The 25837-nt window shown below is 61.3% G+C and carries 27 protein-coding genes; 1 reads left to right on the top strand and 26 read right to left on the bottom strand.

The window, feature by feature from the left end; translation table 11 throughout:
- Positions 1 to 6: 6 nt before the first annotated feature.
- From dxr to rpsP, 23 genes are all read right to left on the bottom strand, one after another.
- The gene (gene dxr, locus DW925_RS04020) at positions 7 to 1194 is read right to left on the bottom strand and encodes a 1-deoxy-D-xylulose-5-phosphate reductoisomerase (protein WP_117790405.1); all 1188 of its coding nucleotides are present in this window, start codon (positions 1192 to 1194) and stop codon (positions 7 to 9) included.
- On the bottom strand, positions 1194 to 2108 hold the full coding sequence (locus DW925_RS04025; protein WP_233502344.1) for a phosphatidate cytidylyltransferase: 915 nt from the start codon (positions 2106 to 2108) through the stop codon (positions 1194 to 1196). Before DW925_RS04025 ends, dxr begins: the two co-directional genes overlap by 1 nt.
- Before the next feature lie 2 nt (positions 2109 to 2110).
- The gene (locus DW925_RS04030) at positions 2111 to 2905 is read right to left on the bottom strand and encodes an isoprenyl transferase (RefSeq protein WP_117790406.1); all 795 of its coding nucleotides are present in this window, start codon (positions 2903 to 2905) and stop codon (positions 2111 to 2113) included.
- Between the two features lies 1 nt (position 2906).
- On the bottom strand, positions 2907 to 3443 hold the full coding sequence (frr, locus tag DW925_RS04035) for a ribosome recycling factor (protein WP_006236112.1): 537 nt from the start codon (positions 3441 to 3443) through the stop codon (positions 2907 to 2909).
- A 2-nt stretch (positions 3444 to 3445) separates the two neighbouring features.
- The gene (gene pyrH, locus DW925_RS04040; protein WP_035138557.1) at positions 3446 to 4168 is read right to left on the bottom strand and encodes a UMP kinase; all 723 of its coding nucleotides are present in this window, start codon (positions 4166 to 4168) and stop codon (positions 3446 to 3448) included.
- Positions 4169 to 4286: 118 nt separating this feature from the next.
- The gene (tsf, locus tag DW925_RS04045; RefSeq protein WP_022094736.1) at positions 4287 to 5156 is read right to left on the bottom strand and encodes a translation elongation factor Ts; all 870 of its coding nucleotides are present in this window, start codon (positions 5154 to 5156) and stop codon (positions 4287 to 4289) included.
- A gap of 45 nt (positions 5157 to 5201) precedes the next feature.
- Positions 5202 to 5930, bottom strand: coding sequence for a 30S ribosomal protein S2 (gene rpsB / locus DW925_RS04050; RefSeq protein WP_006236109.1), 729 nt, complete (start codon positions 5928 to 5930; stop codon positions 5202 to 5204).
- 219 nt (positions 5931 to 6149) lie between these two features.
- The gene (locus DW925_RS04055; RefSeq protein ID WP_117635268.1) at positions 6150 to 7070 is read right to left on the bottom strand and encodes a tyrosine recombinase; all 921 of its coding nucleotides are present in this window, start codon (positions 7068 to 7070) and stop codon (positions 6150 to 6152) included.
- Positions 7067 to 8404, bottom strand: coding sequence for a methylenetetrahydrofolate--tRNA-(uracil(54)-C(5))-methyltransferase (FADH(2)-oxidizing) TrmFO (trmFO, locus tag DW925_RS04060; RefSeq protein ID WP_117790407.1), 1338 nt, complete (start codon positions 8402 to 8404; stop codon positions 7067 to 7069). Before trmFO ends, DW925_RS04055 begins: the two co-directional genes overlap by 4 nt.
- 14 nt (positions 8405 to 8418) lie before the next feature.
- The gene (locus tag DW925_RS04065; RefSeq protein ID WP_369831909.1) at positions 8419 to 9354 is read right to left on the bottom strand and encodes a DNA-processing protein DprA; all 936 of its coding nucleotides are present in this window, start codon (positions 9352 to 9354) and stop codon (positions 8419 to 8421) included.
- Positions 9351 to 10874 carry a YifB family Mg chelatase-like AAA ATPase gene (locus DW925_RS04070; RefSeq protein WP_117790408.1) on the bottom strand — a complete coding sequence of 508 codons (1524 nt, stop codon included), beginning with the start codon at positions 10872 to 10874 and terminating at the stop codon, positions 9351 to 9353. Before DW925_RS04070 ends, DW925_RS04065 begins: the two co-directional genes overlap by 4 nt.
- Positions 10874 to 11359 (bottom strand): YraN family protein, encoded by a 486-nt coding sequence (locus DW925_RS04075; protein WP_117790409.1) that lies wholly within the window; start codon positions 11357 to 11359, stop codon positions 10874 to 10876. The genes DW925_RS04070 and DW925_RS04075 overlap by 1 nt, the downstream gene beginning before the upstream one ends.
- 189 nt (positions 11360 to 11548) lie before the next feature.
- Positions 11549 to 12337 (bottom strand): ribonuclease HII, encoded by a 789-nt coding sequence (locus DW925_RS04080; protein ID WP_117639929.1) that lies wholly within the window; start codon positions 12335 to 12337, stop codon positions 11549 to 11551.
- 93 nt (positions 12338 to 12430) lie between these two features.
- Positions 12431 to 12772, bottom strand: a complete 342-nt coding sequence (rplS, locus tag DW925_RS04085; RefSeq protein ID WP_006236098.1) for a 50S ribosomal protein L19 — start codon at positions 12770 to 12772, stop codon at positions 12431 to 12433.
- Positions 12773 to 12981: 209 nt separating this feature from the next.
- Complete coding sequence (gene ppdK / locus DW925_RS04090) at positions 12982 to 15732, bottom strand: pyruvate, phosphate dikinase (RefSeq protein WP_117790410.1); 2751 nt, start codon at positions 15730 to 15732, stop codon at positions 12982 to 12984.
- A 297-nt stretch (positions 15733 to 16029) separates the two neighbouring features.
- Positions 16030 to 16905: a pyruvate, water dikinase regulatory protein gene (locus DW925_RS04095; RefSeq protein WP_117790411.1), complete on the bottom strand. Its 876-nt coding sequence runs from the start codon at positions 16903 to 16905 to the stop codon at positions 16030 to 16032.
- A 34-nt stretch (positions 16906 to 16939) separates the two neighbouring features.
- The gene (gene glyS, locus DW925_RS04100) at positions 16940 to 19036 is read right to left on the bottom strand and encodes a glycine--tRNA ligase subunit beta (protein ID WP_117790412.1); all 2097 of its coding nucleotides are present in this window, start codon (positions 19034 to 19036) and stop codon (positions 16940 to 16942) included.
- A 3-nt stretch (positions 19037 to 19039) separates the two neighbouring features.
- A complete protein-coding gene (locus DW925_RS04105) occupies positions 19040 to 19951 on the bottom strand; it encodes a glycine--tRNA ligase subunit alpha (RefSeq protein WP_006236091.1) in 912 nt (303 codons plus the stop codon).
- Positions 19952 to 20010: 59 nt separating this feature from the next.
- Positions 20011 to 20574 (bottom strand): signal peptidase I, encoded by a 564-nt coding sequence (gene lepB, locus DW925_RS04110; RefSeq protein WP_117790413.1) that lies wholly within the window; start codon positions 20572 to 20574, stop codon positions 20011 to 20013.
- Positions 20575 to 20576: 2 nt separating this feature from the next.
- On the bottom strand, positions 20577 to 21335 hold the full coding sequence (gene trmD / locus DW925_RS04115) for a tRNA (guanosine(37)-N1)-methyltransferase TrmD (RefSeq protein ID WP_117639941.1): 759 nt from the start codon (positions 21333 to 21335) through the stop codon (positions 20577 to 20579).
- Between the two features lie 10 nt (positions 21336 to 21345).
- Entirely contained in the window at positions 21346 to 21867 is a 522-nt protein-coding gene (gene rimM, locus DW925_RS04120) for a ribosome maturation factor RimM (RefSeq protein ID WP_117790414.1), read from the bottom strand.
- 4 nt (positions 21868 to 21871) lie between these two features.
- A complete protein-coding gene (locus DW925_RS04125; protein ID WP_171021534.1) occupies positions 21872 to 22117 on the bottom strand; it encodes a KH domain-containing protein in 246 nt (81 codons plus the stop codon).
- 42 nt (positions 22118 to 22159) lie between these two features.
- Entirely contained in the window at positions 22160 to 22501 is a 342-nt protein-coding gene (gene rpsP, locus DW925_RS04130) for a 30S ribosomal protein S16 (protein WP_022094749.1), read from the bottom strand.
- A 201-nt stretch (positions 22502 to 22702) separates the two neighbouring features.
- Here rpsP and dinB point away from each other — a divergent pair, with 201 nt between their 5' ends.
- Positions 22703 to 23956, top strand: coding sequence for a DNA polymerase IV (gene dinB, locus DW925_RS04135; protein ID WP_199577034.1), 1254 nt, complete (start codon positions 22703 to 22705; stop codon positions 23954 to 23956).
- Positions 23957 to 24055: 99 nt separating this feature from the next.
- On the opposite strand, the gene rsfS is transcribed toward dinB, so the two are convergent.
- The 3 genes from rsfS to nadD all read right to left on the bottom strand — a co-directional run bounded on the left by rsfS (position 24056) and on the right by nadD (position 25837).
- The gene (gene rsfS / locus DW925_RS04140; RefSeq protein ID WP_035138582.1) at positions 24056 to 24511 is read right to left on the bottom strand and encodes a ribosome silencing factor; all 456 of its coding nucleotides are present in this window, start codon (positions 24509 to 24511) and stop codon (positions 24056 to 24058) included.
- Positions 24512 to 24539: 28 nt separating this feature from the next.
- Positions 24540 to 25073 (bottom strand): bis(5'-nucleosyl)-tetraphosphatase (symmetrical) YqeK, encoded by a 534-nt coding sequence (yqeK, locus tag DW925_RS04145; protein WP_199410567.1) that lies wholly within the window; start codon positions 25071 to 25073, stop codon positions 24540 to 24542.
- Positions 25074 to 25159: 86 nt separating this feature from the next.
- A complete protein-coding gene (nadD, locus tag DW925_RS04150; protein WP_117637231.1) occupies positions 25160 to 25837 on the bottom strand; it encodes a nicotinate-nucleotide adenylyltransferase in 678 nt (225 codons plus the stop codon).

Below are 25837 nucleotides of genomic sequence, written 5' to 3' on the forward strand. Positions count from 1 at the left end.
TATGGGTTAGGAACGGGTTGCGGCGAGCACCTGCGCAGCCTTTTCACGCGCCCACGCATCGATGTCGCGAAGCTGCTCAAACGAATCGACCACCTGCATATCGTGGGCGTCCATGCAGGATTCCACAATGCAATCGATATCGGTAAAGCTGCAGCCATCGTGCAGGAAGGCATCGACGGCGACCTCGTTGGCGGCATTGAGCACGCACGGCATGGTGCCACCCGTCTTGCCGGCACGCTCGGCCAGTGCCAGACAGCGGAAGGTATCCATGTCGGCAGCATCAAACGTGAGCTGCCCCAGCTCGCGGAAATCGATACGAGGCGCCGGAGTATCCCAACGCTCGGGATACGAGAACGCGAACTGGATGGGAATACGCATGTCGGATGCACCGAGATGCGCCATCACGGAGCCGTCGGCGAACTCGACCATAGAGTGAATCTTGGACTGACGCTGCACGACCACGTTAATGAAATCGAGGTCGCAGTTAAACAGATGCATGGCCTCAATGCGCTCCAGGCCCTTGTTCATGAGGGTGGCGGAGTCAATGGTGATCTTGGCACCCATGGCCCACGTGGGATGCGCGAGGGCATCGGCACGCGTCACGCGATCGAGCTCGTCGCGCGTGCGGCCAAAGAACGGACCGCCCGAGCAGGTGAGCCAAATGCAGTGGGCCTCGCGCGGGTTCTCCCCCAGATAGCACTGGTAGATGGCGGAATGCTCAGAGTCGACCGGAATAAGCTGGCCCGGTTGCGCCAACGGCATAAGCAAGTCGCCACCGACGACGAGGGACTCCTTGTTGGCAAGGGCAAGGCGCTTATTCGAGGTCAAGGCCGCATGGCTCGCCTCGAGACCGGCGGCGCCCACAATAGCGACGAGCACGCAGTCGACATCGTCGCGACGCGCGAGCTCGCAAACCGCCTGCGCGCCAACGCCGAGCTGTGTGCCCTCGGGCAACTCCTGCAGCACGGCGTCATCGCCATGAGCGACATCGGCAACGGCAACCGCCGGAACCGAGAACTCGCGGGCAGCGGCAACGAGCTCCGAGGTGCTGGAATTAACGGACAGCGCCGTCACCTGCAGGCGATCGGCATGCTGGCGGCACACATCGAGCGCCTGGGTGCCGATAGAGCCCGTACAACCCAGGATGGCAACGCGAAGGCGTCCATCGGGACCATACGTCGTCTGGAAGGACATTACAGCACGCCTCCGATCATCAGCAACAGCTGTGCGGTGATGCAACCGAAGATAAGCGAATCGCTACGATCGAGCATTCCGCCGTGGCCCGGGATAAGGTTGCCGGAATCCTTGACGCCCACACCGCGCTTGATGCGCGACTCGATAAGGTCGCCGATAACGCCCAGAATGGACACGACCACGCCGCACAGCAGCGCATAGGGCAGGCTGAGCTTGTAGAAGTGCGTCGCCCACAGGATGAGCCAAATCAAAACCGAGCCCAAGATGCCGCCGGCAAACCCCTCCCAGCTCTTTTTGGGGGAGATCTTGGGAACCATCTTGTGCTTGCCGATACGGCTGCCCACGATGTAGGCAAACGAATCGGAGACCCAAAGGGACGCGCAAACGCCCACTGAAAGCAGGGCGCCGGCAAAACCGGGCACGGCATCGCGCAGCAGCACGATAGCCGACAGCATAAAGCCAGTGTAGATGGGACCCATGAGCGTCACGGCCACATCAGAGATGCGGGTACGCGGCGACCAGACATACCAAATGCCCACAGCGAGCATCAAGGCAAAAAGCAGGGCATTCAGCAACATCGAATCGCCCAACGCCGACAGCGGAAAGAGTACGGCGGCAGCGATACCCATGCGCTCGTTAGCCATCTTGCCATCGAGCCTTGTCATACGGAAAAACTCATAGCAGCACAGACCGCTCATGACAGAAACAAAGATGGCCGTGGGCACGATACCCAAAACCAGGCACAGGATAAAGACAACGGCGTAGACGATACCGGCGGCGGCACGGGTAATAAAGCCCGCCAGCCACGAACCGGTGCCGCTCTTCGCTGCAGGTGCTCCCGCAGTGGCAGCCTTGCGCGCAGGCGCCGCGGAAACTGGCGTCTTGGGAGCAGATGCCTTGGGACGATCGGACACGATTAAGCCTCCTCGGTCTTGCTCAGTCCACCAAACCTACGGTCACGGCCCTGATAGGCCAAAATGGCGTCGACAAGGCCCCAACGATCAAAGTCGGGCCAATAGGTATCGGTGACGTAGAATTCGGAATAAGCCACCTGCCACAGCAGATAGTTCGAAAGGCGCAGCTCACCAGAGGTGCGAATCACAAGTTCGGGATCGGGAAGACCGGCGGTATAGAGGTGGGAAGCCACCATGTCGTCATCAATTGCGGCAGGATCGATCTTACCGGCGGCAGCGTCGGATGCGATCTGACGGACAGCGCGGGTAATCTCGGCACGCGCGCCGTAGTTGACGGCAAGCGCCAGCGTCATACCGGTGTGATCGGCGCACTCGGCAAGACCGCGCTCAAAAACGTCGCGAGTCTTCTTGGGCAGCGCGGAAATGTCACCCAAAAAGACTACGCGCACATTTTCGCGCTTCAGAAGCGGCAGCTCGTCGATAAACGTCTTTGCAAACAGGTGCATCAGAACGTTGACTTCGTGCTGCGGTCGATTCCAGTTTTCGGTCGAAAATGCATAGGCCGAAAGCACGTCGACGCCCAGGCGCACGCAGGCGGTAATGATCTCGCGCAGCGAGACGATACCCGCCTTGTGGCCCTCGGTGCGTGCAAGACCGCGCGACGTGGCCCAACGACCGTTGCCGTCCATGATGCACGAGATATGGTGCGGAATGCTATTGAGGTCAAGGTCGGAAAAACCGACGCCCGCAGGGGCGTCGGCAAAGTACTCGACCAGTTTATGCTCGTCGTATTGCACCTTAGATCTCCATGACCTCGGCTTCTTTTTCCTTCAGAAGCTCCTCGACCTTGGCGACATACTCATCGGTATGCTTCTGGACCTTGGCCTGCTCGCGACGTACATCGTCCTCGGTGAGCTCCTCATCGCGCTCGAGCTTGTTGTTGAAGTCGCGACGGATGTTACGGATAGACACCTTGGCCTGCTCGGCGTACTCGCGGCACTCCTTGACGAGCTCGCGACGGCGCTCCTCGGTGGGAGCCGGGAACGGCAGACGAACGACGGTGCCATCGGAGTTGGGGGTAATACCCAGATCGGAAGCGCCGATGGCCTTGACGATAGCGTTGATGAGCGCCTTATCCCACGGCTCGATGAGCAGCATGTGAGCCTCGGGGGTCTTGACGGCGGCAACCTGCGTGACCGGCGTGGGAACACCGTAATAATCGACGGTGATGTCGGATAGAATGTTAGCGTTGGCGCGGCCGGTACGGACCTTGGAGAAGTTATGCTTGAGGGACTCGAGCGACTTGTCCATATGGGCGGTGATGTTCTCTGCCATGCTTAATCCTCCTGATAGACGAGCGTGCCGACGGGCTCACCCGAAAGCGCGCGCTTGACGGTGTCCTCGCCATCGATGTTGAGGACCAAAATCGGCATACGGTTATCCTGGCACAGTGCCGTAGCCGTGGAATCCATAACCTGCAGACCGCGGACGAGAACCTCGTGGTAGGTGATCTTGTCAAAGCGGACGGCATCGGCGCACTTGACGGGATCCTTGTCGTAGATGCCGTCAACCTTGGTGGCTTTAATCAGAATCTCGGCGCCGATCTCGCACGCACGAAGAGCCGCGGCGGTGTCGGTCGTAAAGTACGGATTGCCCGAACCGGCGGCAAAAATAACGACGTTGCCCTTGGAAAGGTGATTGATGGCGCGACGGCGAATATAGGGCTCGCAGATCTCGTTCATCTGGATAGCGCTCATCACGCGGCAGGGAACATCGTTATGCTCGAAGGCATCCTGCAGGGCGAGCGCGTTCATAACGGTTGCCAGCATGCCCATGTAGTCGGCCTGAGCACGCTCCATGCCACCGGCAGCGCCTGCCATGCCGCGGAAAATATTGCCGCCGCCGACAACGACGCCGACCTCATGGCCAACGGCGAGCAGCTCCTTGACCTGTTTGGCAAGATGGTCGGTAACCTTGGGGTCGATGCCATATTGGCCGTCGCCCATCAGTGCTTCGCCGGAAAGCTTCAGAAGCACGCGTTTATATCGGATGTCGGACAAAGCGATCCTCCTTTAGATTGAACTCTCAACATTCTATCAAAGGCTCTAAGAAGAGCCATGAAAAAGCAGGCTGTGAGTAAAACCCACAGCCTGCTCATTACCAGCTACAAGAGCTTATTTACTCGCCACGGACCAGACGGTCAAAGGCAACGACGGTAATGGTGTCGCCGAGCTCCTTGGAGACCTGCTCAGCGTACTTCTTGATGGTGAGGGAGCTGTCCTTGATGAACTCCTGCTCGGTGAGCACAGACTGCTTGTAGAACTTCTCCAGACGGCCGACAGCCATCTTCTCCTGGATGGCCTCGGGCTTGCCGGACTCGGCAGCCTGAGCCATGTAGATCTGCTTCTCGTGCTCGACGGTCTCGGCCGGAACCTGATCGCGGGTGGCGCAGATCGGGGCGACGGCGGCAACCTGAAGGGCAACGTCGTGAGCGAAGGTCTTGAAGGACTCAGCCTGAGCGGTCTCGGCCTTCTCGAAGGCGAACTCGACGAGGACGCCGATCTTACCACCCATGTGGATGTAAGAAGCGAGCGCGCCGTTCTCGGCCTTGCGGGCGGCGAAACGGGAGATCTTCATGTTCTCGCCCATGATGTGAATCATCTCGGTGAGCTCGGAGGAAACGGTCTCCTCGCCCATCGGCTTCTCGAGCAGGGCGTCGACGTCAGCAGGCTCGGTGGTAGCGACAACCTCGGCGACCTTGGAAGCAAAGCCGGTGAACTTGGCGTTGGAGCCAACGAAGTCGGTCTCGCAGGAGAGCTCGAGCAGAGCGCCGGTCTTGCCATCCTCGGAGACGAACGCGGCGACAGCGCCCTCGTTGGTCTCACGGCCAGCCTTCTTGGCAGCCTTGGCAAGGCCGTTCTTACGCAGAACGTCGACAGCGGCGTCCATGTCGCCGTCAGCCTCGACGAGAGCCTTCTTGCACTCCATCATCGGGGAGTCGGTCATCTCGCGGAGCTGCTTGACCATAGCGGCGGTAATCTGGGCCATTGTGGTTCCTTTCAAAGAGATGAAAAAGAATTAACTAAGACTGATTTACTCGGCCTTGGGCTCAGCGGCCATCTCGGCCTCGGAGACCTGCTCCTTGCCGGAGCCAGCGAGGCAGGCGTCAGCCATGAGCTCGCACATAAGGGTGACAGCGGAGATAGCGTCATCGTTGCAGGGGATGCCGTACTCGACCTCGTCGGGATCGGAGTTGGTGTCGATCAGAGCGACGACGGGGATGTTCAGGCGCTGGGCCTCCTTGATGGCGTTCTCCTCGCGCTTGGTGTCGATGACGAAGAGAGCCTGAGGCAGGCCCTTCATGTCGCGGGCGCCACCGAGGTTGGTCTGGAGCTTGGTGAGCTCCTTACCGAGAACAGCCTGCTCCTTCTTGGGCAGAACAGCCATGCGGCCGTCCTCGACCATGGCCTCGAGCTCCTCCATGCGGTTGATGCGAGAGCGGATGGTGACGAAGTTGGTCAGCATGCCGCCGAGCCAACGCTGGTTGATGTAGGGCATGTTGGCGCGCTCAGCAGCGTTCTTGACGGCCTCCTGAGCCTGCTTCTTGGTGCCGACGAACAGCACGTTGCCACCCTTGGCGACGTTCTTGACGAAGGTGTAGGCCTGGTCGGCGTCGAGGATGGTCTGCTTGAGGTCGAGGATGTAGATGCCGTTGCGCTCACCGAAGATGAACGGCTTCATCTTGGGGTTCCAGCGACGGGTCTGGTGACCGAAGTGGCAGCCGGCCTCGAGCAGGGTGCGGATATTAATCTTGGTAGCCATGTTAAACCTCCTGTGGTTTGCCTCCGCGCGGGGTCATCCTCCAAAACCAACCCGGACATGTGCTACCAAAGCCCGGGCACCACGGTATGAAGTAGCCGCGCGTGCGTGATAAAAACATGTTGCCGTGAAGCAACCCGATGAATGATAGCAGGAATGCTTCTTCCTGCCAACCCGCAATCAAAACCACACACCTGAGTGCGGCGCGGGACGTCCCAGCCACTATTCGCCTCGGGGATGGGCTTGAGCCACGGCACGTTTGAGCCGATCGGGCGTGAGATGCGTGTAGATCTGCGTCGTGGACAGGCTCGCATGACCCAGCAGCTCTTGAACCGAGCGCAGGTCCGCGCCGCCCTCGAGCAAGTCGGTCGCAAAGGTATGGCGCATCGCATGCGGGGCGATGTCGGCCGGAATGCCGGCGAGCGTCGCCAGCATATGAAACCGCCGCCTGAGCATGGCGGCACTCATGCGATTACCGCGCGCCGATATAAGCAGCGGATGCGGCCCGGTAGCGGGGTCACGACGCTTTGCCTGAGCGAGCAACTCCGGCCTCCCCTCCTCAATATAGAGACGCGTCGCCTCGAGCGCACGACGATACAGAGGGACGATACGTTCTTTGCTCCCCTTGCCCCACAGGCGCAGCGTGCGTTCGGACCACGCAATGGACTCCACATTGAGTGCTGCGAGCTCAGAGATACGGGCGCCCGAGGCATAGAGCAGCTCGAGCATCGCCGCATCGCGCAGTCCCGCGGGTGTTGAGGTATCAGGCGTCTTGAGCAGCGCCTCCACCTGATGGGTCGTCAGCACACCGGGTAGATCGCGCGGGAGCTTGGGCGAGGAAATTGCCGAGACCACATCGCCCTCCACGACCCCCTCGGCAGCCATCCACCGATAGAGCGAGCGAATGGCAGACAGGTGTGCCGCAAGCGTTCGGGGAGTCACCTGCTCACGCGAAAGCTCGGCAAGATAGCGACGAATGGTGCGCACGTCGGCAGCGAAAGAATCTATATTCTCACGCTCGCACCAGGCAGCAAAGCGCTCCAGCCTCGAGCCATAGGCCGTCACCGTGTTGGGAGAAAGTCCCTCGACGCGTGAGATATAGGCAATAAACGAGTCGACGGTGTCGTACAGGTCAAAGGCTATGACCGGTCACCTCCAAACAGATCGGGGCGAGTGGCCAGATAGGCATCAAGGGCCTCGAGCGCACGGTCCGCATAGGCCTGGTAGCGGTCGCGCTTGCTGCGGCGCTTACCATCCTCGAGTGGCGGCACCAGGCCAAAGTTGACATGCATAGGCTGATAGCCCACCGTGGCCGGATCGGTAGCATAGCCCACGAGCGCGCCCAAAGCACCCACGCGCGGCAGCTCGACGCCCGCGGCACCGATAGCCTCGGCATAGGTGTTGAGTGCCGCGAGCAGACCTGTCGCCACGGCTTCCATGTACCCCTCGGTGCCGGTGATCTGACCGGCCAGGCGCACGCCGGTACCAGGCACGGCAAAGGTGCCATCGAGCACGTGCGGCGCATCGACAAAGGTATTGCGGTGCATGACACCGTAGCGGAAGAACTCGGCGTTCTCCAGACCCGGCACCATATGGAAGACGCGCTTCTGCTCGCCAAAGGTCAGGTTGGTCTGGAAGCCCACCAGGTTATAGGCGGTCTTCTCCTTGTTCTCGGCACGCAGCTGAATCGCCGCCCAGGGACGACGACCGGTTCGCGGGTCGGTGAGGCCGACGGGCTTCATGGCGCCAAAGCGAATGGCGTCCTTGCCGGTGCGCGCAACTTCCTCGGCAGGCTGGCAGGCCTGGAACAGATCGCCGCCCTCAAAGTCCTTGAGCACCACGCGGTCGGCCGTGGTAAGCGCCTCGATAAAGGCCTCGTACTCTTCCTTGTTGAGCGGAGCGTTGAGATAGTCGCCGCTCCCCTGCTCCTCGTAGCGCGACTGCGAGAACAGCACGTCCATATCGAGCGTGGAGGCATCGACGATCGGCGCCGCGGCATCGAAGAACGCAAGGGCGTCGCCACCGACGAGCTTCACGACCTCTTCGCTCAACGCCGGCGAGCACAAGGGGCCGGCGGCAATGACCACGTGACCTTCGGGAATCTGCGTGACCTCGCCGTGAACGATCTCGATATTGGGACGGGCGGCAACCTCGTCCTCGACAAGCTCGGAAAACTTGACGCGGTCGACCGCCAAGGCGCCACCGGCGGGAACAGCCGCGCGATGGGCGCAATCGAGCAGGACCGAACCCATGCGCTCAAGCTCGGCCTTCAGCAAACCAGCCGCGGAATCCGGACGGGTCGACTTAAACGAATTGGAGCAGACGAGCTCTGCCAGGTGATCGGTATGGTGGGCCGGGGAGCTCACCTGGGGGCGCATCTCGCACAGCTTTACGGCAAACCCGCGATCTGCCAGCTGGATCGCGCACTCCGATCCCGCCAGACCGCCACCGATAACCGTCACCTGATCGAACTGCATCTGCAAACACCTTTCTAATTGACACGTTTTCCATTGTGACCGAAGGGCGTCTGGGCGTGAAGGGCAAACTTGGAGGGCGCATACCTTCCATCCATCATGCGCTCGATAAGGCCCTCGAGCTCAAGCGAACCCAGGAGCTTAAGTACGCCGACGGCATCAAGCGAGACGAGCGCCGCAATGTCATCGACCTTGAGCGGAGAGGCGATGAGCGCATGCATCACGGTCTGCTGCGTTGGATCCAGGTCGGCAATGCCGGGAGCATCGGGGCGCGAGTAGCGCAGGGTGCCGTAGATGCGTGAGATAGCCATCTCGATAGATTCCTCGTCGATGATGCAGCAGGCACCGTTCGCAATGAGGTAATTCGTGCCACGCGACTCGGGCGATAGGATCGACCCCGGCACGGCAAGAAGTTCGCGCCCCAAATCCATAGCAGCCTCGGCTGTAGAAAACGTCCCGGAAGGCATACCCGCCTCGGATACAAAGAGGGCTTGCGAAAGGGCCGCGATCACGCGATTGCGGCGCGGAAAGGCAAACTTGCGCGGACCCATGCCCCACGGAGAGATCGACACGATCGCGCCGCCCGTATCGAGCGTGCGAGTAATAAGCCCCGCGCTCGAACGCGGGTAAACCACGTCGGCGCCCGTCCCTAGCACCACGACGTGTTTGCCGCCGGCGTTGACCGCAGCCCAACCCGAGGCCTGGTCACAACCGACCGCGCCGCCCGAAACAACCGTCACTCCCGCCTCGACCGCCACCTTTGCCGCAAGCTCTGCCACGGCAAGACCATACGGAGAGGCCTTGCGCGCGCCGATGATGGAGAGCGCAGGCGTCGAAAGCACCTCGGGGTTGCCGCGCACAAAGAGCGTCTGGGGTACATCAGATAGCTCCAAAACGGACTCTGGATACAACGCGTCACCTGGATGCAGTTCGAAGGTCCCCTCGGCCATCATTGGTCCCTCCTTCCCTGGTACATCGCCGCCTCGAGCACGTGATCCTGCGTCACCTGCTCGCTCTCGGCGACATCGGCGATGGTACGTGCGATACGCACCAGGCGCACGATGCCGCGGCCCGTGAGATGCGTGCGCTTCGACAGGCCGAGCACACACTTCTCCGCCGCATCATCGAGCTCAAAGGTCGAAACGACGCCGTCAATGGACCGCGTCTCGTCATCCTCGACCTCGGCATCCGCATCGTCCATACGGGACTCGCGCCAGGCGCGAAAGGCGCGACCGCGCACAACGTAGTCACGCAACTCGGCCGACGACATACCCTCCGCACCCTCGATAATCACTTGGGGGTCGGGACGGGTCACATCGATCATCATGTCGATACGGTCGGCTAAAGGACCGCGCAGCTTTGCCCGATAGCGCTCCACCATCGATGCCGAGCAGCGGCATGGCACCTCGCGATCGCCCAAAAAGCCGCAGGGGCAGGGATTGCTCGCGGCCAGCAGCTGAAAGCGCGACGGGAAGGTAAAGGCCCCGTCGACGCGTACGATCCTCACATAGCCGCGTTCGATGGGCTGACGCAGCGTCTGCAGCACACCCGTGGGAAACTCGGCAAGCTCGTCCAAAAAGAGCACGCCGCCATGAGCCAGGCTGATCTCACCCGGATGCACCGGGCGTCCTCCGCCAATGAGACCCGCCGTTGAAATACTGTGATGGGGGCTTCGAAACGGCCGATGACCTGCCAATAAGCCATCGATGTTCTCGCCCAAGACCGAATGGATGCACAGCGCCTCCTGCTGATCCTCAATGGAAAGCTCGGGCAGGATGCCGGTCATACGGCGCGCAAGCATCGTCTTGCCCGATCCCGGGGACCCAATCATGAGCAAGCCGAGTTCTCCTGCCGCCGCAAGCGCCATGCCGCGTTTAGCGACTTCCTGCCCCAGTACGTCGGCATAGTCGAGCTCGGGCTCAAAGGTCGCCTCGACGCCCTCGGAATCCAGATAGTGCCGAGCCGCCTCGCCCATGCCAGGGGCAAGCTGAGACAAATGATCGATGAATCCACAATCCACGCCCGCGAGCGGCACATGCTGATCGGACCTGCCGGCGATAAAGGACAGCCCCATATCACGCGCCATTAGCTGAAACGCCACCTCGCCCTTGACGGGAAGCACCGTACCGTCCAAGCCGAGCTCGCCGGCGATAAGGCAGCGATCGAGGTTGTCACGGGGAATCTGCCCATCGGCCGCCAGAACCGCGATGGCGATGGGCAGATCAAAGCCGCTACCGGTCTTGCGAATATCGCCGGGCGCTAGGTTGACCGTAATGCCCGAGCGTGGGATCTCGAACCCGGCGGAGCGCATCGCGCAGCGAATACGACCGCGTGACTCCATCACCTCCATACTCGGAATGCCAAGCATTTGGATGCCCGGAACACCACCGGCAAGCGAGACCTCGACCGTGACGTGAATCGCCTCGACGCCACGGATGCAGGCCGCGTGAACGGCAAACGTCTCGAACGCCATCACGACACCTGCCAATCGAACGCGTTGTACTGATGCTCGATCTCAGCGATATGCCCGCCACGAATGGTGACACCCACGGCATCGAAGCGAATCGCCTTGAGCGGATAATGCTCCATGAGATAGCAACTTGCGATGCGGCGGTAGCGGCGTTGCTTTTGAGCGTCCACGGCCTCCTCGGGAAAGACCCGCGTGCTGCAATCCAGTGCAACGCGTCTGGTCTTGACCTCGGCCATCACCACGACATCGTCGAGCTCATCGAGCAGCACCAGATCGGCCTCGCCCTCGGTGCAACGATAACCCTGCTCCAGCAAGGTGTAGCCGCGCTCGTTAAAGTAGTCGATGGTGATCAGCTCGCCCAGCATGCCCAGCTCGCGGGGACTGAGTCCCTTGATAAACTCGGGCGTCATCGCCCCGCAGTCGAGCTCGCCGTTTTCCCAACGCTCCTTGAGCTGCTTCGTCTTGCTCTTTTTGCTTGCGGCACTCATGGGGTCTCCTTTCCCGCACGCTGCATTGCCCCGATGATGAGGGCACCTTTCATGCGGGTAAGTACCGGAAGCAAACCAAAAGCTGACCAAATGCCGTCAAAAAACGGGCCGTACGCAGCAATGGTGTTGCATACGGCCCGCTACCAGCAGGTTTATAAAACCCCTGAGGTCCCTGTCTCCACAATTGACCTAGAAAAGGCGCTCAGTCTGCAGAAAGTTTCCGCAAAAGCTCACGCGGTGCAGTGGACAAAGTCCATGTTTGCGAATGGCCTCGATGTGCTCGGGGCTTGCGTAGCCTTTCGATTCGGCCAAATGGTACTCGGGATACTCGGCATCGTACTCGACCATCATCTCATCACGCGTGACCTTGGCCATGATGGACGCCGCGGCGATACAGGCGATCTTGGCATCGCCCTTCACCACGTCGCGCTCGTTGGGAACGGCGCCCAAGGGGTTACCGTCCATAAGCACGCAATCGGGCTCGAGCCCCGTATCGGCCACGGCGCCCGCGACAGCGGCTCGAATGGCGCGGGCCATGCCCATCTCATCGATATCCTTAGGCGCGATATGGCAAAAACCAATTGCCGTCGCCACCTCGGCAATCTTCACTGAGAGCAACTCGCGGCGCGCCGGCGTGAGCTTTTTGGAATCGTTGATGCCCCAGACGCGCGGCTCCATAGGAAGGCAGACGGCGCATACCGTCAAAGGACCGGCCACCGATCCGCGACCCACCTCGTCGACACCAACGACTACCCCATCGCCGCCAAGCTCATGCATAAGCTCGTACATGTCATTGACGCGCTCGCGCTCGGCAAGTTCCTTGGCATGGCGCTTAAGAGCACGCTCGCAAGCCTTGATCACCTGCTGGCGCGGGTCCTCGCGATAATGCTCCACGAGGGCGGGGATCTCCTCAAACGTAGCGCTCGCCAACTCACCGGCAACCTGCGATGCCGAAACCGAGCTCGTCATATTGGCCATACCAGGCCCTCCTTGCATGCAAATCAGATAAAAAGAAGGGCCACCCGAAGGTGACCCTTGTGTCCAAACGAGTGGACAGACGCTGCGATCTTCTTAGCGCTTCTCGGGGATGCGAGCAGCCTTGCCCACCTTGTCGCGGAGGTAGTACAGCTTGGCGCGACGGACGCGACCATGACGGACGACCTCGAGCTTGGCGATCTTGGGGCTGTGAAGCGGGAAGGTACGCTCAACACCGACACCGAAGGACATCTTGCGGACGGTGAAGGTCTCGCGGGCACCGGCGCCGGCCATGCGGATGACGTCGCCCTGGAAGACCTGAATGCGCTCGCGGTCGCCTTCCTTAATGCGGTAGTGAACCTTGACGTTGTCGGCGACGCGAACCTGAGGAATGTCCTCGCGGATCTGCTGACGCTCGATTGCGCGGATGTAATCCATGTGCAATTCCTTACTCTTCTAGAGGTGCCGTACCACCTTGGCCGGCACGTAGTTGAACAAACGTATTCGAGTATACACGCGCGGGTTTCTGCTGCAAGAACATTTTTTCACGCAGACAAAAAGACAAAACCCGCACATGATAACCGCCCGTCTCACGAATGAGACGGGCGGCATGAAGGGGGCTACGCTAGGCGTCTAAACCCAAAACGTTAGGCGGAACGCTTGGCCTCGAGCTTGGCCTGAGCGGCAGCCAGGCGCGCGAGGGGCACGCGATAGGGCGAGCAGGACACGTAGTCCACGTCGGCCACGTTAAACAGGCCCTTGATGGACTTGGGGTCGCCGCCGTGTTCGCCGCACACGCCAAAGTGCATGTCGGGATTGGTGGCGCGGCCCTTCTCGACGGCCAAGCGCACGAGCTCCAGCACCGCCGCGTCGATGGTCTCGAAGGGGTTGTCTTTCAGGATCTTTTTATGCATGTACAGCGGGATGAACTTGGCCTCGGCGTCATCGCGCGAGAAGCCAAAGGTCGTCTGGGTGAGGTCGTTGGTGCCAAAGCAGAAGAAGTCGGCATGATGGGCGATCTCGTCAGCGACCATGCAGGCACGCGGCAGCTCGAGCATCGTGCCCACGGGAATATTGAGCTCGACGCCTTCCTCGGCGGAAACCTCGGCGATCACGCGCTCGATAACCTCGCGGGTCTGGACATGCTCGGCCGTGATGGAAACGAGCGGAACCATGATCTCGGGGCGCGGGTCGACACCCTCCTTGATAAGGCGGGCAGCGGCCGTGGCGACGGCGCGAACCTGCATGAGCGGCAGATCGCCAAAGACGACGGACAGGCGCACGCCGCGCAAGCCCAGCATGGGGTTGGACTCGACCATGCCGTCAATGCGACGCAGGCGGGCGCGCAGGGCAGTGAACTCCTCCTCGGGAGCGCCGGCGGCCTCCTTCTTGGTGATGGCGACCTCGAGCTCGCGAGGATTATCCAGGAACTCATGAAGCGGCGGATCGAGCAGGCGGACGACCACATCGCGACCGGACATGGTCTTGAACATCGCCAGGAAGTCCTCGGTCTGAACCTTGAGCAAGTCGGCCAGGGCCTGCTGCTTCACGGCCTCATCGTCAGACAGGATAAAGCTCTGGATGATGTTCTTGCGATCGCCCAGGAACATGTGCTCGGTGCGGCACAGACCGATGGCCTCGGCGCCAAACTCGAGCGCGAGCTCGGCATCCTCGGGGTTGTCGGCGTTGACGCGCACGTGGTTGGCGTGACCGTCGGTCTCGTCCAAACGGATCTCATCGGCCCAAGACAGGATGGTGTCCAGGTCGCCGGTGAGCTCTACAGAGACCAGGTCGACCGCGCCGTCGACGACGATACCCTGGGTGCCGTCGATGGAGATGACATCGCCCTCGCGCAGCACGCGGTCGCTGCCCTCGATGCGCACGACCTTCTCTGCCGCGTCAATGTGGAAGCGCTCAACGCCGCAAACGCAGGGCGTACCCATGCCGCGGGCGATAACGGCGGCATGGCTCGTCTTGCCACCGTGGCTGGTCAGGATGCCCTCGGCGGCGACCATGCCCTTCAGGTCGTCGGGGTTGGTCTCCCAGCGGACCAGAATGACCTTGTGGCCCTCGGCGGAACGCGCGACGGCGTCATCACTCGAGAACACGACCTCGCCCACGGCGGCACCAGGGCTGGCGTTAAGGCCGCTGGCCAGGGCCTCGTACTTCTTGGAGGCGTCGAACTGCGGGTGCAGGAGCTGGTCGAGCTGTGCGGGATCGATGCGGCTCACGGCCTCCTCGCGGGTGATGAGGCCCTCCTCGACCATCTCGATGGCGATGCGTAGGGCGGCGGTGGCGGTGCGCTTGCCCACGCGGGTCTGGAGCATCCAGAGCTTACCCTGCTCGATGGTGAACTCGATATCGCACATATCGCGGTAATGATCCTCGAGCGTCAGGAACACGCGCTCGAGCTCCTCGCCTGCGGACTCGAGGCCCGAGGTGGTCTTGAGGTCGGCGATGGGCTCGGTGTTTCGGATGCCGGCGACGACGTCCTCGCCCTGGGCATTCACCAAAAAGTCGCCATAGAACTCCTTGGTGCCGTCGGCCGGGTTGCGCGTAAAGGCGACGCCGGTCGCAGAGGTCTCGCCCTTGTTGCCAAAGGCCATGGCCTGGACGTTGACGGCGGTGCCGAGCTCGTCGGAAATGCCGTGCTGCTTGCGGTAGATGCAGGCGCGCTCGTTCATCCAGCTGCCAAAGACGGCCTGGATGGCAAGGCGCAGCTGGAGCTCCGGATCGTGCGGAAAAACGGGCTTACCGTCGGCGACCTCGAGCTCGGGATACAGGGTCGCCTCGACGTTCTCGGAGAAGATGCCCTTAAAGGTCTCGACGAGCTCCTGCAGGTCCTCGGCCGAAAGCTCGGAATCGACACGAACGCCGGCGACCAGGCGGGCCTGGGTCAGGGCGTTCTCGAATAGGTCGGCGTCGACGCCCATGACGACGTTGGAGAACATCTGGATAAAGCGACGGTAGCTGTCCCAGGCAAAGCGCGGGTTCTGCGTCTGGGCGATAAGGCCCTGGACGGAATCGTCGTTGAGGCCCAGGTTGAGGACCGTGTCCATCATGCCGGGCATGGAGAACGGAGCGCCCGAGCGAACCGACACGAGCAGCGGATCGGAGGCATCGCCGAGTTTCTTGCCGCAACGGGCCTCGAGGTCCGCCTCGGCGGCAACGATCTCATCGAGTGCGCCTTCGGGCCAGACGTTGCCGGCACCGGAGTACTCGACACAGGTCTGGCAGGTAATGGTAAAGCCACCGGGAACCGGCAGACCGATGCGGCTCATCTCGGCAAGGTTTGCGCCTTTGCCGCCAAGCACGAAGTTCATGGATTTGTCGCCCTCAGTGACACAGGTGCCCCGGGCGTCGGTTCCAAAACGGTAAACCCTCTTGCAATCGCTCACGATACTTCCCCTTCCATGCGCTTACGCGCACGACCGTGGTAACGAATCGACCCGCCGGATGCGGGCCGTGAGGGTACTATACGGCGGGCATTGAGCGGGCTTGCGCAGAGGGCGCGGGGGTTGGTAAACGTGATAAATATGGCGGTAAACGGTAGGTAAAGGTGGTTACCTTATGAAGATACCAATGCAAGATGCTTGCAGGTCAAATGCTAGTTTATTGCTAAATCGCTTTACCAATATCGTGCATTATTTTTAGGTAGTCTTTTAGAGACGGGCATTTTTAGCTACCCCAATAAGCTAGCTTTGCTGGGCTCGGCGGGCGGCGCGGCGGGCACGGGCTTCTTGGATTTCCTCCAAGTGACTAATGATCTCGGAGGCGCTCTCCTCGATCGCCTTACCGTCGGTACGCACAACAAAGCAGCCTAAGCGCTTCATGAGTGCACGGGCTTCCTCAAGCTCGCTGCGCACGCTCTCGGGCTCGGCATAGGAGCCGGCAACGGCACGGGCGTAGTCATCGCCCAAGCGGCTATCGCGAATCTCAGAAATAACGTCGACGGTCGAAATCAGGCCGAACAGGTGCATCGGGTCAACCTCGTAAATCGACTTGGGCGGCTCCATGCCATGGGCCAACGGAACATTGGCGACCTTGTAGCCCTGATAGGCTAAATACATCGACAGCGGCGTCTTGGATGTACGCGACACACCCAGCAGCACGATATCGGCACCCGACAGATCGTCGCAACCACGACCGTCATCGTGCTCAACGAAATACTCCATGGCCTCGATACGATGGAAATAGCGGTCATCGGTCTTGTGAATCACGCCCGCAACGCACTTGGGCGGCACACCGATGAGCGACGACAGCACGGCAAGCGTCGGGCCGATCAGGTCGACCGAACGGATATGCAGCATACCCAGGTAATCGAGCACGCGGGCGCGAAGCGCCGGATCGACAATGGTATGGAGCACGGCGACATCGCGATGGTCGGCATCGACGCGCGGCCCCACAAATGACTTGACCTGCTCCACGGAGGTCACCTTGGGCAGGCGCAAAACGCGAAAAGCCCCTTCATCAAATTGCCCGGACGCCGCAAGCACCACCTCACAAGCGGTATCGCCGAGCGAGTCGGAGATAACGATAACGGTGGGACGAGCGGTGACCGGGCAATCCATGCGGGGCTCCTTTTGCGCTTATGCGCAGGCTGGCTTACTTTTTGCGGGCAAGCTCACCGATGTTGGCGATGCCGGAGAAAACGGCCTCGAAGCGGTTGAGCAGCTTAAGGCGATTATCGCGAAGCTGCTCGTCCTTGTCCATGACCATAACCTCATCGAAGAAACGGTCGATGGGCGCGCGCAGGGCGGCGAGGGCGGCAAATGCGGCCGGGTAGTCCTCGGCAGCAAGGGCGGCATCGACGGCGGTCTGAGCAGCCTCGGAGGCGTCGGCGAGCGCAAGCTCGACCTCGCCCATCAGGCTGCGGTCATACTCCGCACCCAGCTCGGGCTTGGAGATATGCGCGGCGCGGGCATAGGCGGTCGCCAGGTTGTCGAACGTCTCAGCGTCGTTCTTGCGGGCCTCGTCGAGGGCGGCGCAGCGGGCGAAGAAGACGGACGGAGCGATGATGTGCACCGCGGAGACGGCGGCGACGGTATCGGCCGGAATCTTTTCGTCGCGGGCCATGCTCACCAGGCGGCCATGGAAGAAGTCACGAACCTGCTGGGCGACCTCGGCGGCGTCGAACTCAATGCCCTGCTCACTGTAGAGTTCGAGGGCAAAGTCGATGAGCGACGTGGGGTCGATCGGCAGACGGTCGCGCAGGATGTTGATAATGCCGATAGCGGCACGACGCAGCGCGTAGGGGTCGGAGGAGCCGGTCGGGGGCTCGCCGATGGCAAAGATACCGGCGATGGTATCGAGCTTGTCGGCGCAGGCCACGATGCAGCCAGCGGTGCCCTCGGGCAGCTCGTCACCGGCAAAACGGGGACGATAGTGATCGCGAATAGCATGGGCGACCTCGTCGTTCTCCCCCATCGCGGTCGCGTAATAACCGCCCATCACGCCCTGCTGGCTCGTGAACTCGACGACGGCGTTGGACACCAGGTCTGCCTTGCACAGATGCGCGGCGCGAGCAGCGTCGGCGGCAAGATGGGCGCCCAGGTGAGCCTCGCGGGCGATAGCGAGCGCGAGCTGCTCGATGCGCTCGGACTTGGCGAGCACGCTACCGAGCTTCTCCTGGAAGGCAACCTTGGACAGACGCTCACGGAACTCGTCGAGGGAGATCTTCAGGTCCTCCTCGTAGAAGAACTTAGCGTCGTCCAGACGGGCGCGCACGACGCGCTCGTTACCGTCGATCACTCGCTCGGCGTTCTCGGGCTTGCTGTTGGAGACGACCACGAACTCACGCGTCAGCTTGCCCTCGCCGTCATAGATCGGGAAGTAGCGCTGGTTGGTGAGCATGGACTCGCAGATAATCTCGTGCGGGACCTTGAGGAACTCCTCGTCGAAAGTACCGACGAGCACCGTCGGCCACTCGCAGAGGTTAATGACCTCCTCAAAGACCTTCTTGGGCGTATCGACATGGCAGCCGGGGCGAGCGGCCTCGACCTCGGCGATACCGGCGAGAATCGCCTCGCGACGGCGCTCGGCAGAAAGCACGCCGGCATCCTCGAGCACCTGCTCGTAAACAGCGGGGCTGGCGACCACATGGTCACCGGGGCCAAGCACGCGATGGCCACGCGTGGTGTTGCCACTCGTCACGTCGGCAAACGACACGGGCACAACATCCTCGCCCAGAAGGCAGCAGATCCAACGGACCGGACGAACAAAGGTCGCGTGCTCGTGGCCCCAGCGCTGAGAGCGGTAGTTGGGCCACTGCAGGCCGGCGATGGTCTTCTCGCACAGAGCGGTCAGAATCGGCGTAGCCGGTGCGGAAGGGATATTCTTCTCGGCAAAGACGTACTCACGGCCGTCGGTGTCCTCGCGACGGACCAGATCCTCGGCAGCCACACCGCACTTGCGGGCGAAGCCCTGGGCGGCCTTGGCGGCGTTACCGTCAGCGTCGAAGGCGATGTTGGCCGCAGGGCCACGCTTGACCTCGTGAACCTCATCGGTCGCGGTGGCGACGTCGGCAACGAGCGCAGCCAGGCGACGCGGGCTCGAGATCACGCGGACCTCGCCATGGGCCAGACCGGCCTCATCGAGGCCCTTGGCGATCATGGTGCCAAGCTGCTTGACGGCATTATTCAGCGGTGCAGAGGGCATTTCCTCCGTACCGATCTCAAACAGGAAATCCTTAGCGTCTGCCATGGCTTACGCCACCTCGCCTTCCTGGTCGGCATTCTCGTTGACTCCGGCGACCTCGGCCATGTAGGCCTCGCAGCACGCCTTGGCGACGGCGCGGACGCGCAGGATGTAGTTGGCACGCTCGACCGCGGACAGGGCGCCGCGGGCATCGAGCAGGTTGAAGGCGTGGCTGCACTTCATGACACAGTCGTACGCCGGCAACGGCAGCTTGCGCTCCAGGCAGGAATGGCACTCGGCCTCGTAGTCGTCAAACTTCTGACGCATCATCTCGACGTTGGCGACCTCAAAGTTATAGGCACTGAACTCGCGCTCGTTCTCGAGGAACACGTCGCCGTAGGTCATGGGCGTGCCGTCGGGCAGATAGCTCCACACCAGATCGTAGACCGAGTTGACGCCCTGAGCGTACATGGCGATACGCTCCAGGCCATAGGTGATCTCGACGGGCACGGGGTCGACCTCGATACCGCCCACCTGCTGGAAGTACGTGAACTGCGTGACCTCCATGCCGTTGAGCCAGACCTCCCAGCCAAGGCCCCAGGCGCCCAGCGTCGGGCTCTCCCAGTCGTCCTCGACAAAACGGACGTCATGGTCGTTGGGGTCCAGGCCAATGGCAGCAAGAGACCCCAGGTAAAGCTCCTGAGCATTAACCGGAGAGGGCTTAATGAGCACCTGGAACTGATAGTAGTGCTGCATGCGGTTAGGGTTCTCGCCGTAGCGGCCGTCGGCGGGACGGCGGCAGGGCTGCGCATAGCAGGTGCGCCATTCGGCGGGACCGAGCGAGCGCAGCGTGGTCGCGGTATGGAAGGTACCGGCACCGACCTCGGAGTCATAGGGCTGCATAATGACGCAGCCCTGCTCGCCCCAGTACTGCTGGAGGCGCAGGATGATGTCTTGGAAGGAAAGCGATGAAGCGTTCATGCCTCTAATATCCCCTCGTCGAAACGATTACACGGTTAGGTACTGTACTATAGCGGTTTTTAGTCGATAGCGCCGATGCGGTTGAGCGGCCAGTAGCGCACAAGCGCCACAGCGATCAAATCAGAGCGATCGACGGGACCAAAGTAGCGCGAGTCGGCAGAGTTTTCGCGGTTGTCGCCCATCACCCACACGCACCCGTCGGGAACGGTGTAGGGATAACTCACCTGGGCGCCAGGCGCTTGGACCGAAAGCGGCCAGCTCATGCCGGTCGTATAGTCCTCATCGAGCGCCTGGCCGTCAACGACCACGCGACCGTCCTGCAAATCGACCGTCTGGGCGGCCGTAGCGATAACGCGCTTGACAAGAACATCGTGCTCGGAGGTGCCATCGGGGTTGTGAAACACCACGATATCTCCCTGCTTGACGGGCTGGCCGAGCTCAAGGCTCACCTTTTGCGCCAAGATCTGGTCGCCAATCTCGATCGTGGACTCCATGGAGCCGGTGGGCACCACAAAGGGCTCGACCACAAAGGTGCGGATCAGGAAGGTGGCCACGAGCGCGATTGCGATGACCGCGATCCACTCAAAGGCGCCCCTCAACGCGGAATGCTGCGATGGAACCATTCTCACTCCTCGCTCTGCGAATACGAAGCGTCCAGAATCTCCTGCGCGTATGCGCGCTCCTGGGGCGTAAGCCGCGCCGTCTCGATCAGATCGGGACGCCAACGACAAGTGCGCTCGATGGCATTCTTGCGGCGCCAGGCATCGACCTTAGCGTGATCGCCGCTCACGAGCACCGGAGGCACACCCTGGCCATTGAACTCAGCAGGACGGGTGTACTGCGCATACTCGAGCAGGCCTCCGTCCTCGGCGGTCGAGAACGACTCGTCGACGTTGCTCATCTCGTCACCAAGGGCGCCGGGAATGAGGCGCACGACGGCATCGGCAACGACCATAGCGGGAAGTTCGCCGCCCGTAAGCACGTAATCGCCGATCGACAGGCGCTCGTCGGCATACGCATAGGCACGCTCGTCGACACCTTCGTAACGACTGCACACAAACAGCAGGCGCTCGCTTTTGAGCAGGCGCTCGGCCACATGCTGCGTAAAGGGCTCGCCGCACGGGGTGAAGAACACCACCGTCGGCTTGGGGCCCTCCGCGCTAATGGCCTCGATGGCCTCGGCGATAGGCTCGACCTTCATGAGCATGCCCTGCCCGCCGCCGTACGGCTCGTCATCGACGGTACGATGACGGTCGTGCGTCCAGTCGCGCAGGTTATACGCCTTAAAATCAAAAAGGCCGGCCTTGCGGGCGCGGCCCAAAATCGATGTGGACATGACGGGCTCAAACATCTCGGGAAAGACCGAAAGGGTCTCAATCAGCATGTTGTCCTCCCTACTTGCCCATATCGATCAGGCCGTCCATAACGTGGACGGAAATTGTTCCAGTGTCGGGAAGATCGAGCACGACCTGCTCGATCACGGGAATCAGTACCTCGCCGTACCGATCACCCTCGACAACCCAAACATCGTTAGCGGGCGTCGACATGATCTCGACGATCGTGCCGAGCGAACCGAAGCGCTCATCGACCACCTCGCGACCCATCAAGTCGGTATAGGCAGCGTCGAGCGAATCGAGCTCAAAGTCGTCACGATTTGCCAGCACGTAGCATCCCGTGATGCCCTCGGCGGCCGTTAAGTCGTCAATGCCCTCAAACGAGACCAGATCGCCATCGCCCGTATCGGTGACGGACACGACCGTGCAAAAACGATCGCGCTTGAGCGCCGGCGGCGTCAGGGCGACGCGCATACCCGGCTCTAATACAGAAGGAAGCCCCCGCAGCGGCTGCGCGAGGACCTCCCCCTTCCTTCCGTGCGGCTTGACCACACGGGCGATGTTTTTGTACTGGGACCTCAAGGTCCTAGCCCAGAACCTCTACCTCGACAGCAGTGTCGAGGCGAGCGGCCAGTGCACGGGCGAGCGTGCGAATGGCCTTGATGGTACGGCCACGACGGCCGATGACCTTAGCGACGTCATCCTCGGCGACAGAAACCTCAATCGTAGAGGCGTCGTCACCATCGATGACCTCAAGGCTCACGGAATCCGGGTCGTCGACGATCTGAACAACGAGATATTCGACGAGATCGGCGATGCGATCTGAGAGCATTGCCTCACCCTCGAGCTGTGCAGCGTCAACCTCAGGCACGATTTACTCCTCGGCGCCCTCAGCGGCCTCAGCGGCAGCCTTAGCGGCCTCGGCCTCTTTGGCGAGCTGCTTCTTGGACTTCTTGACGACGGTCTCGGTCTTCTCGCCCTCGTTGGCGGCCTTGACCAGAGCGGCGACGGCGTCGGTGAGCTGAGCGCCCTTGGACTGCCAGTCAGCGATCTTCTCGAGGTCGAGGTTGATGGTCTTGGGGGCGGTCATCGGGTTGTAGCGGCCAACCTCCTCGATGATACGACCGTCACGCGGGGCGCGGGAATCGGCGACGACGACACGGTAGTACGGACGCTTCTTAGCGCCGTGACGAGCAAGGCGAATCTTGACTGCCAAAGGAAACTCCTCCAACCAAGCAGCTTTAGGCTGCAACTACAAACAAACAGTTGAACATAATACGCCATCGACGCGGGCAGGTGAAGTCCGTGAGACCAACTTCTTCGGTGTAGTCGAGGGCAAATCCATATCTTAGACAAGAATTCGGGATTTGCAAGCACATACACGCACCACACATGAGCTGCGCGGTATACTCATGACATGGAAAGACGCGAACATACATACGGTTATGAGGATGCCATGGGCGTCACGCCGCCTCCCTGGACGGGTCCGGCGGTGGGCCTCATGGATCTCGATGCGTTTTTTGCGAGCGTGGAGATGCTCGATCATCCCGAATGGCGCGGAAAGCCGCTCATCGTGGGCGGAGACGCCGATTCGCGTGGCGTCGTGTCCACGTGTTCGTATGAGGCACGTCGCTTTGGCGTGCGCTCTGCCATGGCCTCGGCCGAGGCGCGGCGCTTGTGCCCGCAAGCCATTTGGACGCACGGGCACTTTGATCGCTACCGCGAGGTGAGCGCGCAGGTCATGGCGATTCTTGCCGAGGAGACGCCGCGCGTTGAGCGCGTATCGATCGACGAAGCCTTTATCGATATCACACCGGGTCGCTTTGCGCCCGAGGACCCGCTGCTGGTTGCACGGCGTATAAGCGACCGCGTGGCAGCGCTGGGAGTGACGTGCTCCATTGGCGTAGGCTGCAACAAGACGGTCGCAAAGATCGCAAGCGAGCGGGATAAGCCGTTTGGGCTGACCATCGTGCGCCCCGGAACCGAGCAGCGCTTTTTGGCCGCGCTGCCGGTATCTGCCATGAGCGGCATCGGGCGCTCGGCCGAGGAGCGACTGCGCCGCATGCGCATCTACACGCTCGGCGAGCTATCACGTGCACCGGAATCCACCTTGGCCTCTATTTTTGGCGTCAACGGCGAACGCATGCGCCAGCGTGCGCTGGGACTCGAAATCTCCGAAGTCACGAGTCTCGATGAAGGGCGCGAGGTCAAGTCGGTCAGCAATGAGCGCACCTTTGCGAAAGATTTGACTGAGCGTGGGGACATCGAAGCGGCGATTGCGCTGTTGGGAGAGTCAGTGGGACGCCGTCTGCGCCGTCAGGGACTAACGGGCGCCACGGTGACGCTCAAGCTCAAGTATTCGTATGGCAGCGGGCGTACGGCACAGCGCCGGCTGCCTCATCCGACCGACGATGAGAACATCTTCGTGGCGGTTGCACTCGAACTGCTCGACAACATCTGGCAGGAAGGAATGCACGTTCGCTTAGCAGGCATCGGCATGAGCGACTTTGACCATCAGGGCGGCATCCAGACTGACCTGTTCTGCGAAGTCGATGACCGCGGGGCCCAATCCAGCGACCGACGCGACCTCTCCGTCGCAATTGACGCCGTCCGCGACAAGTTCGGCGACACCGCCCTATCTTTCGGCCGCCAATCCCGCTTCAACGATTAACCGCCTTTAGGCAAAAAGAAAGCCGGGCAGGTGCGGAAAACCGCAACTGCCCGGCGAAATGCGCGAAGCCAGCTAAAAAGCCCCGTATCAAATGAGCTACTAGAGGAGATTGAGGGGGAGCTGGGGGGCGTCACCCCAGAGCTTTTCTAGGCGGTAGAAGTCGCGGGCTTCGGGAGTGAAGACGTGGACGACAACCGAGCCGTAGTCCATGAGCATCCAGGTCTTCTGCTCGCGGCCCTCGATGGAGAACGGATGCTCGCCGCAAGCCTCGGCAACCTTCTCCTCGATCTCGTCGACAATCGAATCGACCTGGCGGTTGTTGGTACCGGTGGCAAGCACAAAGTAGTCGCACACGTCGGAAAGCTCGGTCAGGTCGAGCACCTGCACGTCCTCGCCCTTCTTGTCGTAGGCGGCCTGCGCGGCGGCGCGGGCGACATCCTCGGCGGCGACACCGCTCGCGGACAGCGAGGCGGCGGTGCGGTCGGACGTGGCAACGAAACTCTTGTGCTCCACACCTTCAAGAATCTGCTCGTCAGTCATGGTCTCGTCGGCCATGGAATACCTCTTTCTAGACACACCCGAGCTAGCGCAGCTGGGCGTAATGGTTGTAAATCGTAATAGCCGTGGGATAAAGATAGCGCCCGGACTGGATCACAAAGACCAGACCCTGCGCAAAACAGGAGAAGAACAACTCATCGAGCGAGGACTTCCCCACCATCTTGCGCAGCGCATGGGCATAGTCGCCGTGACGGTTGGGCTCGATGGCATCTGCCACAAAGACCACCATATCGAGCGGCGTCATGTCGCAGGCACCCACGGTGTGACGGTCGACAGCCTGGAAAACGGCCGGTGACAGCTCGGGAAAAAGCTGCGGAAGCTCATAGGCGGCAACAGGGCCATGCAAAAGCGGCGTCGCGGCGGAAGGAGAGCCGGCAACCTTGATGCCATAGTGAAGCGCGCGGGCCACGAGCTCGTCATCGGAAAGAACCTTGTCCCAGTCGTGAATTAAGCCGGCGGCAGCCGCATCAAAGCGGTCAACGCCGTAGACCTCGGCCAGATGAAGTGCGGTCTCGGCAACACCCAGCGAATGCACATAGCGCTTGCGCTTATCTTTCATGCGAACATCGAGCAGCTCTTGAATGCGCTTGAGCAGCGCGCGCTCATCGCCCTCAAACTGATCCTCTACCGACAACGTAGCCCCCATCACTCAAAATCTTCTTGGCCCAAATCGGCATATAGCCTGCGCTTGCGAATGTAGCCGAGCACGGACTCGCTCGTAAGATAGCGCACGCTCATGCCGCGGGCAACTCGCTTACGAATGTTCGTCGAGCTGATCGCCAGCGCCGGAATCTGAATATAGCGCACGTCGAACGGCAGCCCCGACTCTTTGATTCGGGCACGCGCCGTATCGATATCAAAGCCCGGTCGCGTCGCCGCAATAAAGGTAGCAAGCTCAGCGATTCGTTCGGCATCATGCCAGGTCACAATATCGATAATCGCATCGGCGCCCGTAATAAAGTAGAGCTTTACCTGCGGCGGGTAAAAATCGCGAAGGGCATGAAGCGTATCGGCCGTATAGGTTACACCCGGACGGTCAATCTCGAACCGGCTCGCCAAAAAGGCCGGGTTCGCGGCGGTGGCGAGGACCGTCATGGCATAACGGTCCTCGGCAGGCGTAACCGGCTTGTCAAGCTTAAAGGCGGGAGAGCCCGCCGGCATAAAGAGCACAGCGTCCAAGTCGAGCGACTCGCGCGCCTGCTCGGCAGTCACCAGGTGCCCGTAATGAATCGGGTCGAATGTGCCGCCCATAATGCCAAGCCGAAACTCCTTGCCCTCTTTTATGGGCAGCTCGGGCAAACCGATTCCACCGCGCAGCGACAT

Origin of the sequence: Collinsella sp. AM43-1, from assembly GCF_003467925.1 — a bacterium.
In the GTDB taxonomy this organism is placed as follows: domain Bacteria; phylum Actinomycetota; class Coriobacteriia; order Coriobacteriales; family Coriobacteriaceae; genus Collinsella.

What these genes read in the sequence shown, in the direction of transcription:
- dxr (WP_117790405.1), bottom strand. Translation starts at nt 1,194, where the DNA reads ATGTCCTTCCAGACGACGTATGGTCCCGATGGACGCCTTCGCGTTGCC.
- frr (WP_006236112.1), bottom strand. Translation starts at nt 3,443, where the DNA reads ATGGCAGAGAACATCACCGCCCATATGGACAAGTCGCTCGAGTCCCTC.
- tsf (WP_022094736.1), bottom strand. Translation starts at nt 5,156, where the DNA reads ATGGCCCAGATTACCGCCGCTATGGTCAAGCAGCTCCGCGAGATGACC.
- rpsB (WP_006236109.1), bottom strand. Translation starts at nt 5,930, where the DNA reads ATGGCTACCAAGATTAATATCCGCACCCTGCTCGAGGCCGGCTGCCAC.
- trmFO (WP_117790407.1), bottom strand. Translation starts at nt 8,404, where the DNA reads ATGCAGTTCGATCAGGTGACGGTTATCGGTGGCGGTCTGGCGGGATCG.
- DW925_RS04065 (WP_369831909.1), bottom strand. Translation starts at nt 9,354, where the DNA reads ATGATGGCCGAGGGGACCTTCGAACTGCATCCAGGTGACGCGTTGTAT.
- DW925_RS04070 (WP_117790408.1), bottom strand. Translation starts at nt 10,874, where the DNA reads ATGGCGTTCGAGACGTTTGCCGTTCACGCGGCCTGCATCCGTGGCGTC.
- DW925_RS04075 (WP_117790409.1), bottom strand. Translation starts at nt 11,359, where the DNA reads ATGAGTGCCGCAAGCAAAAAGAGCAAGACGAAGCAGCTCAAGGAGCGT.
- DW925_RS04080 (WP_117639929.1), bottom strand. Translation starts at nt 12,337, where the DNA reads ATGGCCAATATGACGAGCTCGGTTTCGGCATCGCAGGTTGCCGGTGAG.
- rplS (WP_006236098.1), bottom strand. Translation starts at nt 12,772, where the DNA reads ATGGATTACATCCGCGCAATCGAGCGTCAGCAGATCCGCGAGGACATT.
- DW925_RS04095 (WP_117790411.1), bottom strand. Translation starts at nt 16,905, where the DNA reads ATGGATTGCCCGGTCACCGCTCGTCCCACCGTTATCGTTATCTCCGAC.
- glyS (WP_117790412.1), bottom strand. Translation starts at nt 19,036, where the DNA reads ATGGCAGACGCTAAGGATTTCCTGTTTGAGATCGGTACGGAGGAAATG.
- DW925_RS04105 (WP_006236091.1), bottom strand. Translation starts at nt 19,951, where the DNA reads ATGAACGCTTCATCGCTTTCCTTCCAAGACATCATCCTGCGCCTCCAG.
- lepB (WP_117790413.1), bottom strand. Translation starts at nt 20,574, where the DNA reads ATGGTTCCATCGCAGCATTCCGCGTTGAGGGGCGCCTTTGAGTGGATC.
- trmD (WP_117639941.1), bottom strand. Translation starts at nt 21,335, where the DNA reads ATGCTGATTGAGACCCTTTCGGTCTTTCCCGAGATGTTTGAGCCCGTC.
- DW925_RS04125 (WP_171021534.1), bottom strand. Translation starts at nt 22,117, where the DNA reads ATGCTCTCAGATCGCATCGCCGATCTCGTCGAATATCTCGTTGTTCAG.
- dinB (WP_199577034.1), top strand. Translation starts at nt 22,703, where the DNA reads ATGGAAAGACGCGAACATACATACGGTTATGAGGATGCCATGGGCGTC.
- rsfS (WP_035138582.1), bottom strand. Translation starts at nt 24,511, where the DNA reads ATGGCCGACGAGACCATGACTGACGAGCAGATTCTTGAAGGTGTGGAG.
- yqeK (WP_199410567.1), bottom strand. Translation starts at nt 25,073, where the DNA reads ATGAAAGATAAGCGCAAGCGCTATGTGCATTCGCTGGGTGTTGCCGAG.
- nadD (WP_117637231.1), bottom strand. Translation starts at nt 25,837, where the DNA reads ATGTCGCTGCGCGGTGGAATCGGTTTGCCCGAGCTGCCCATAAAAGAG.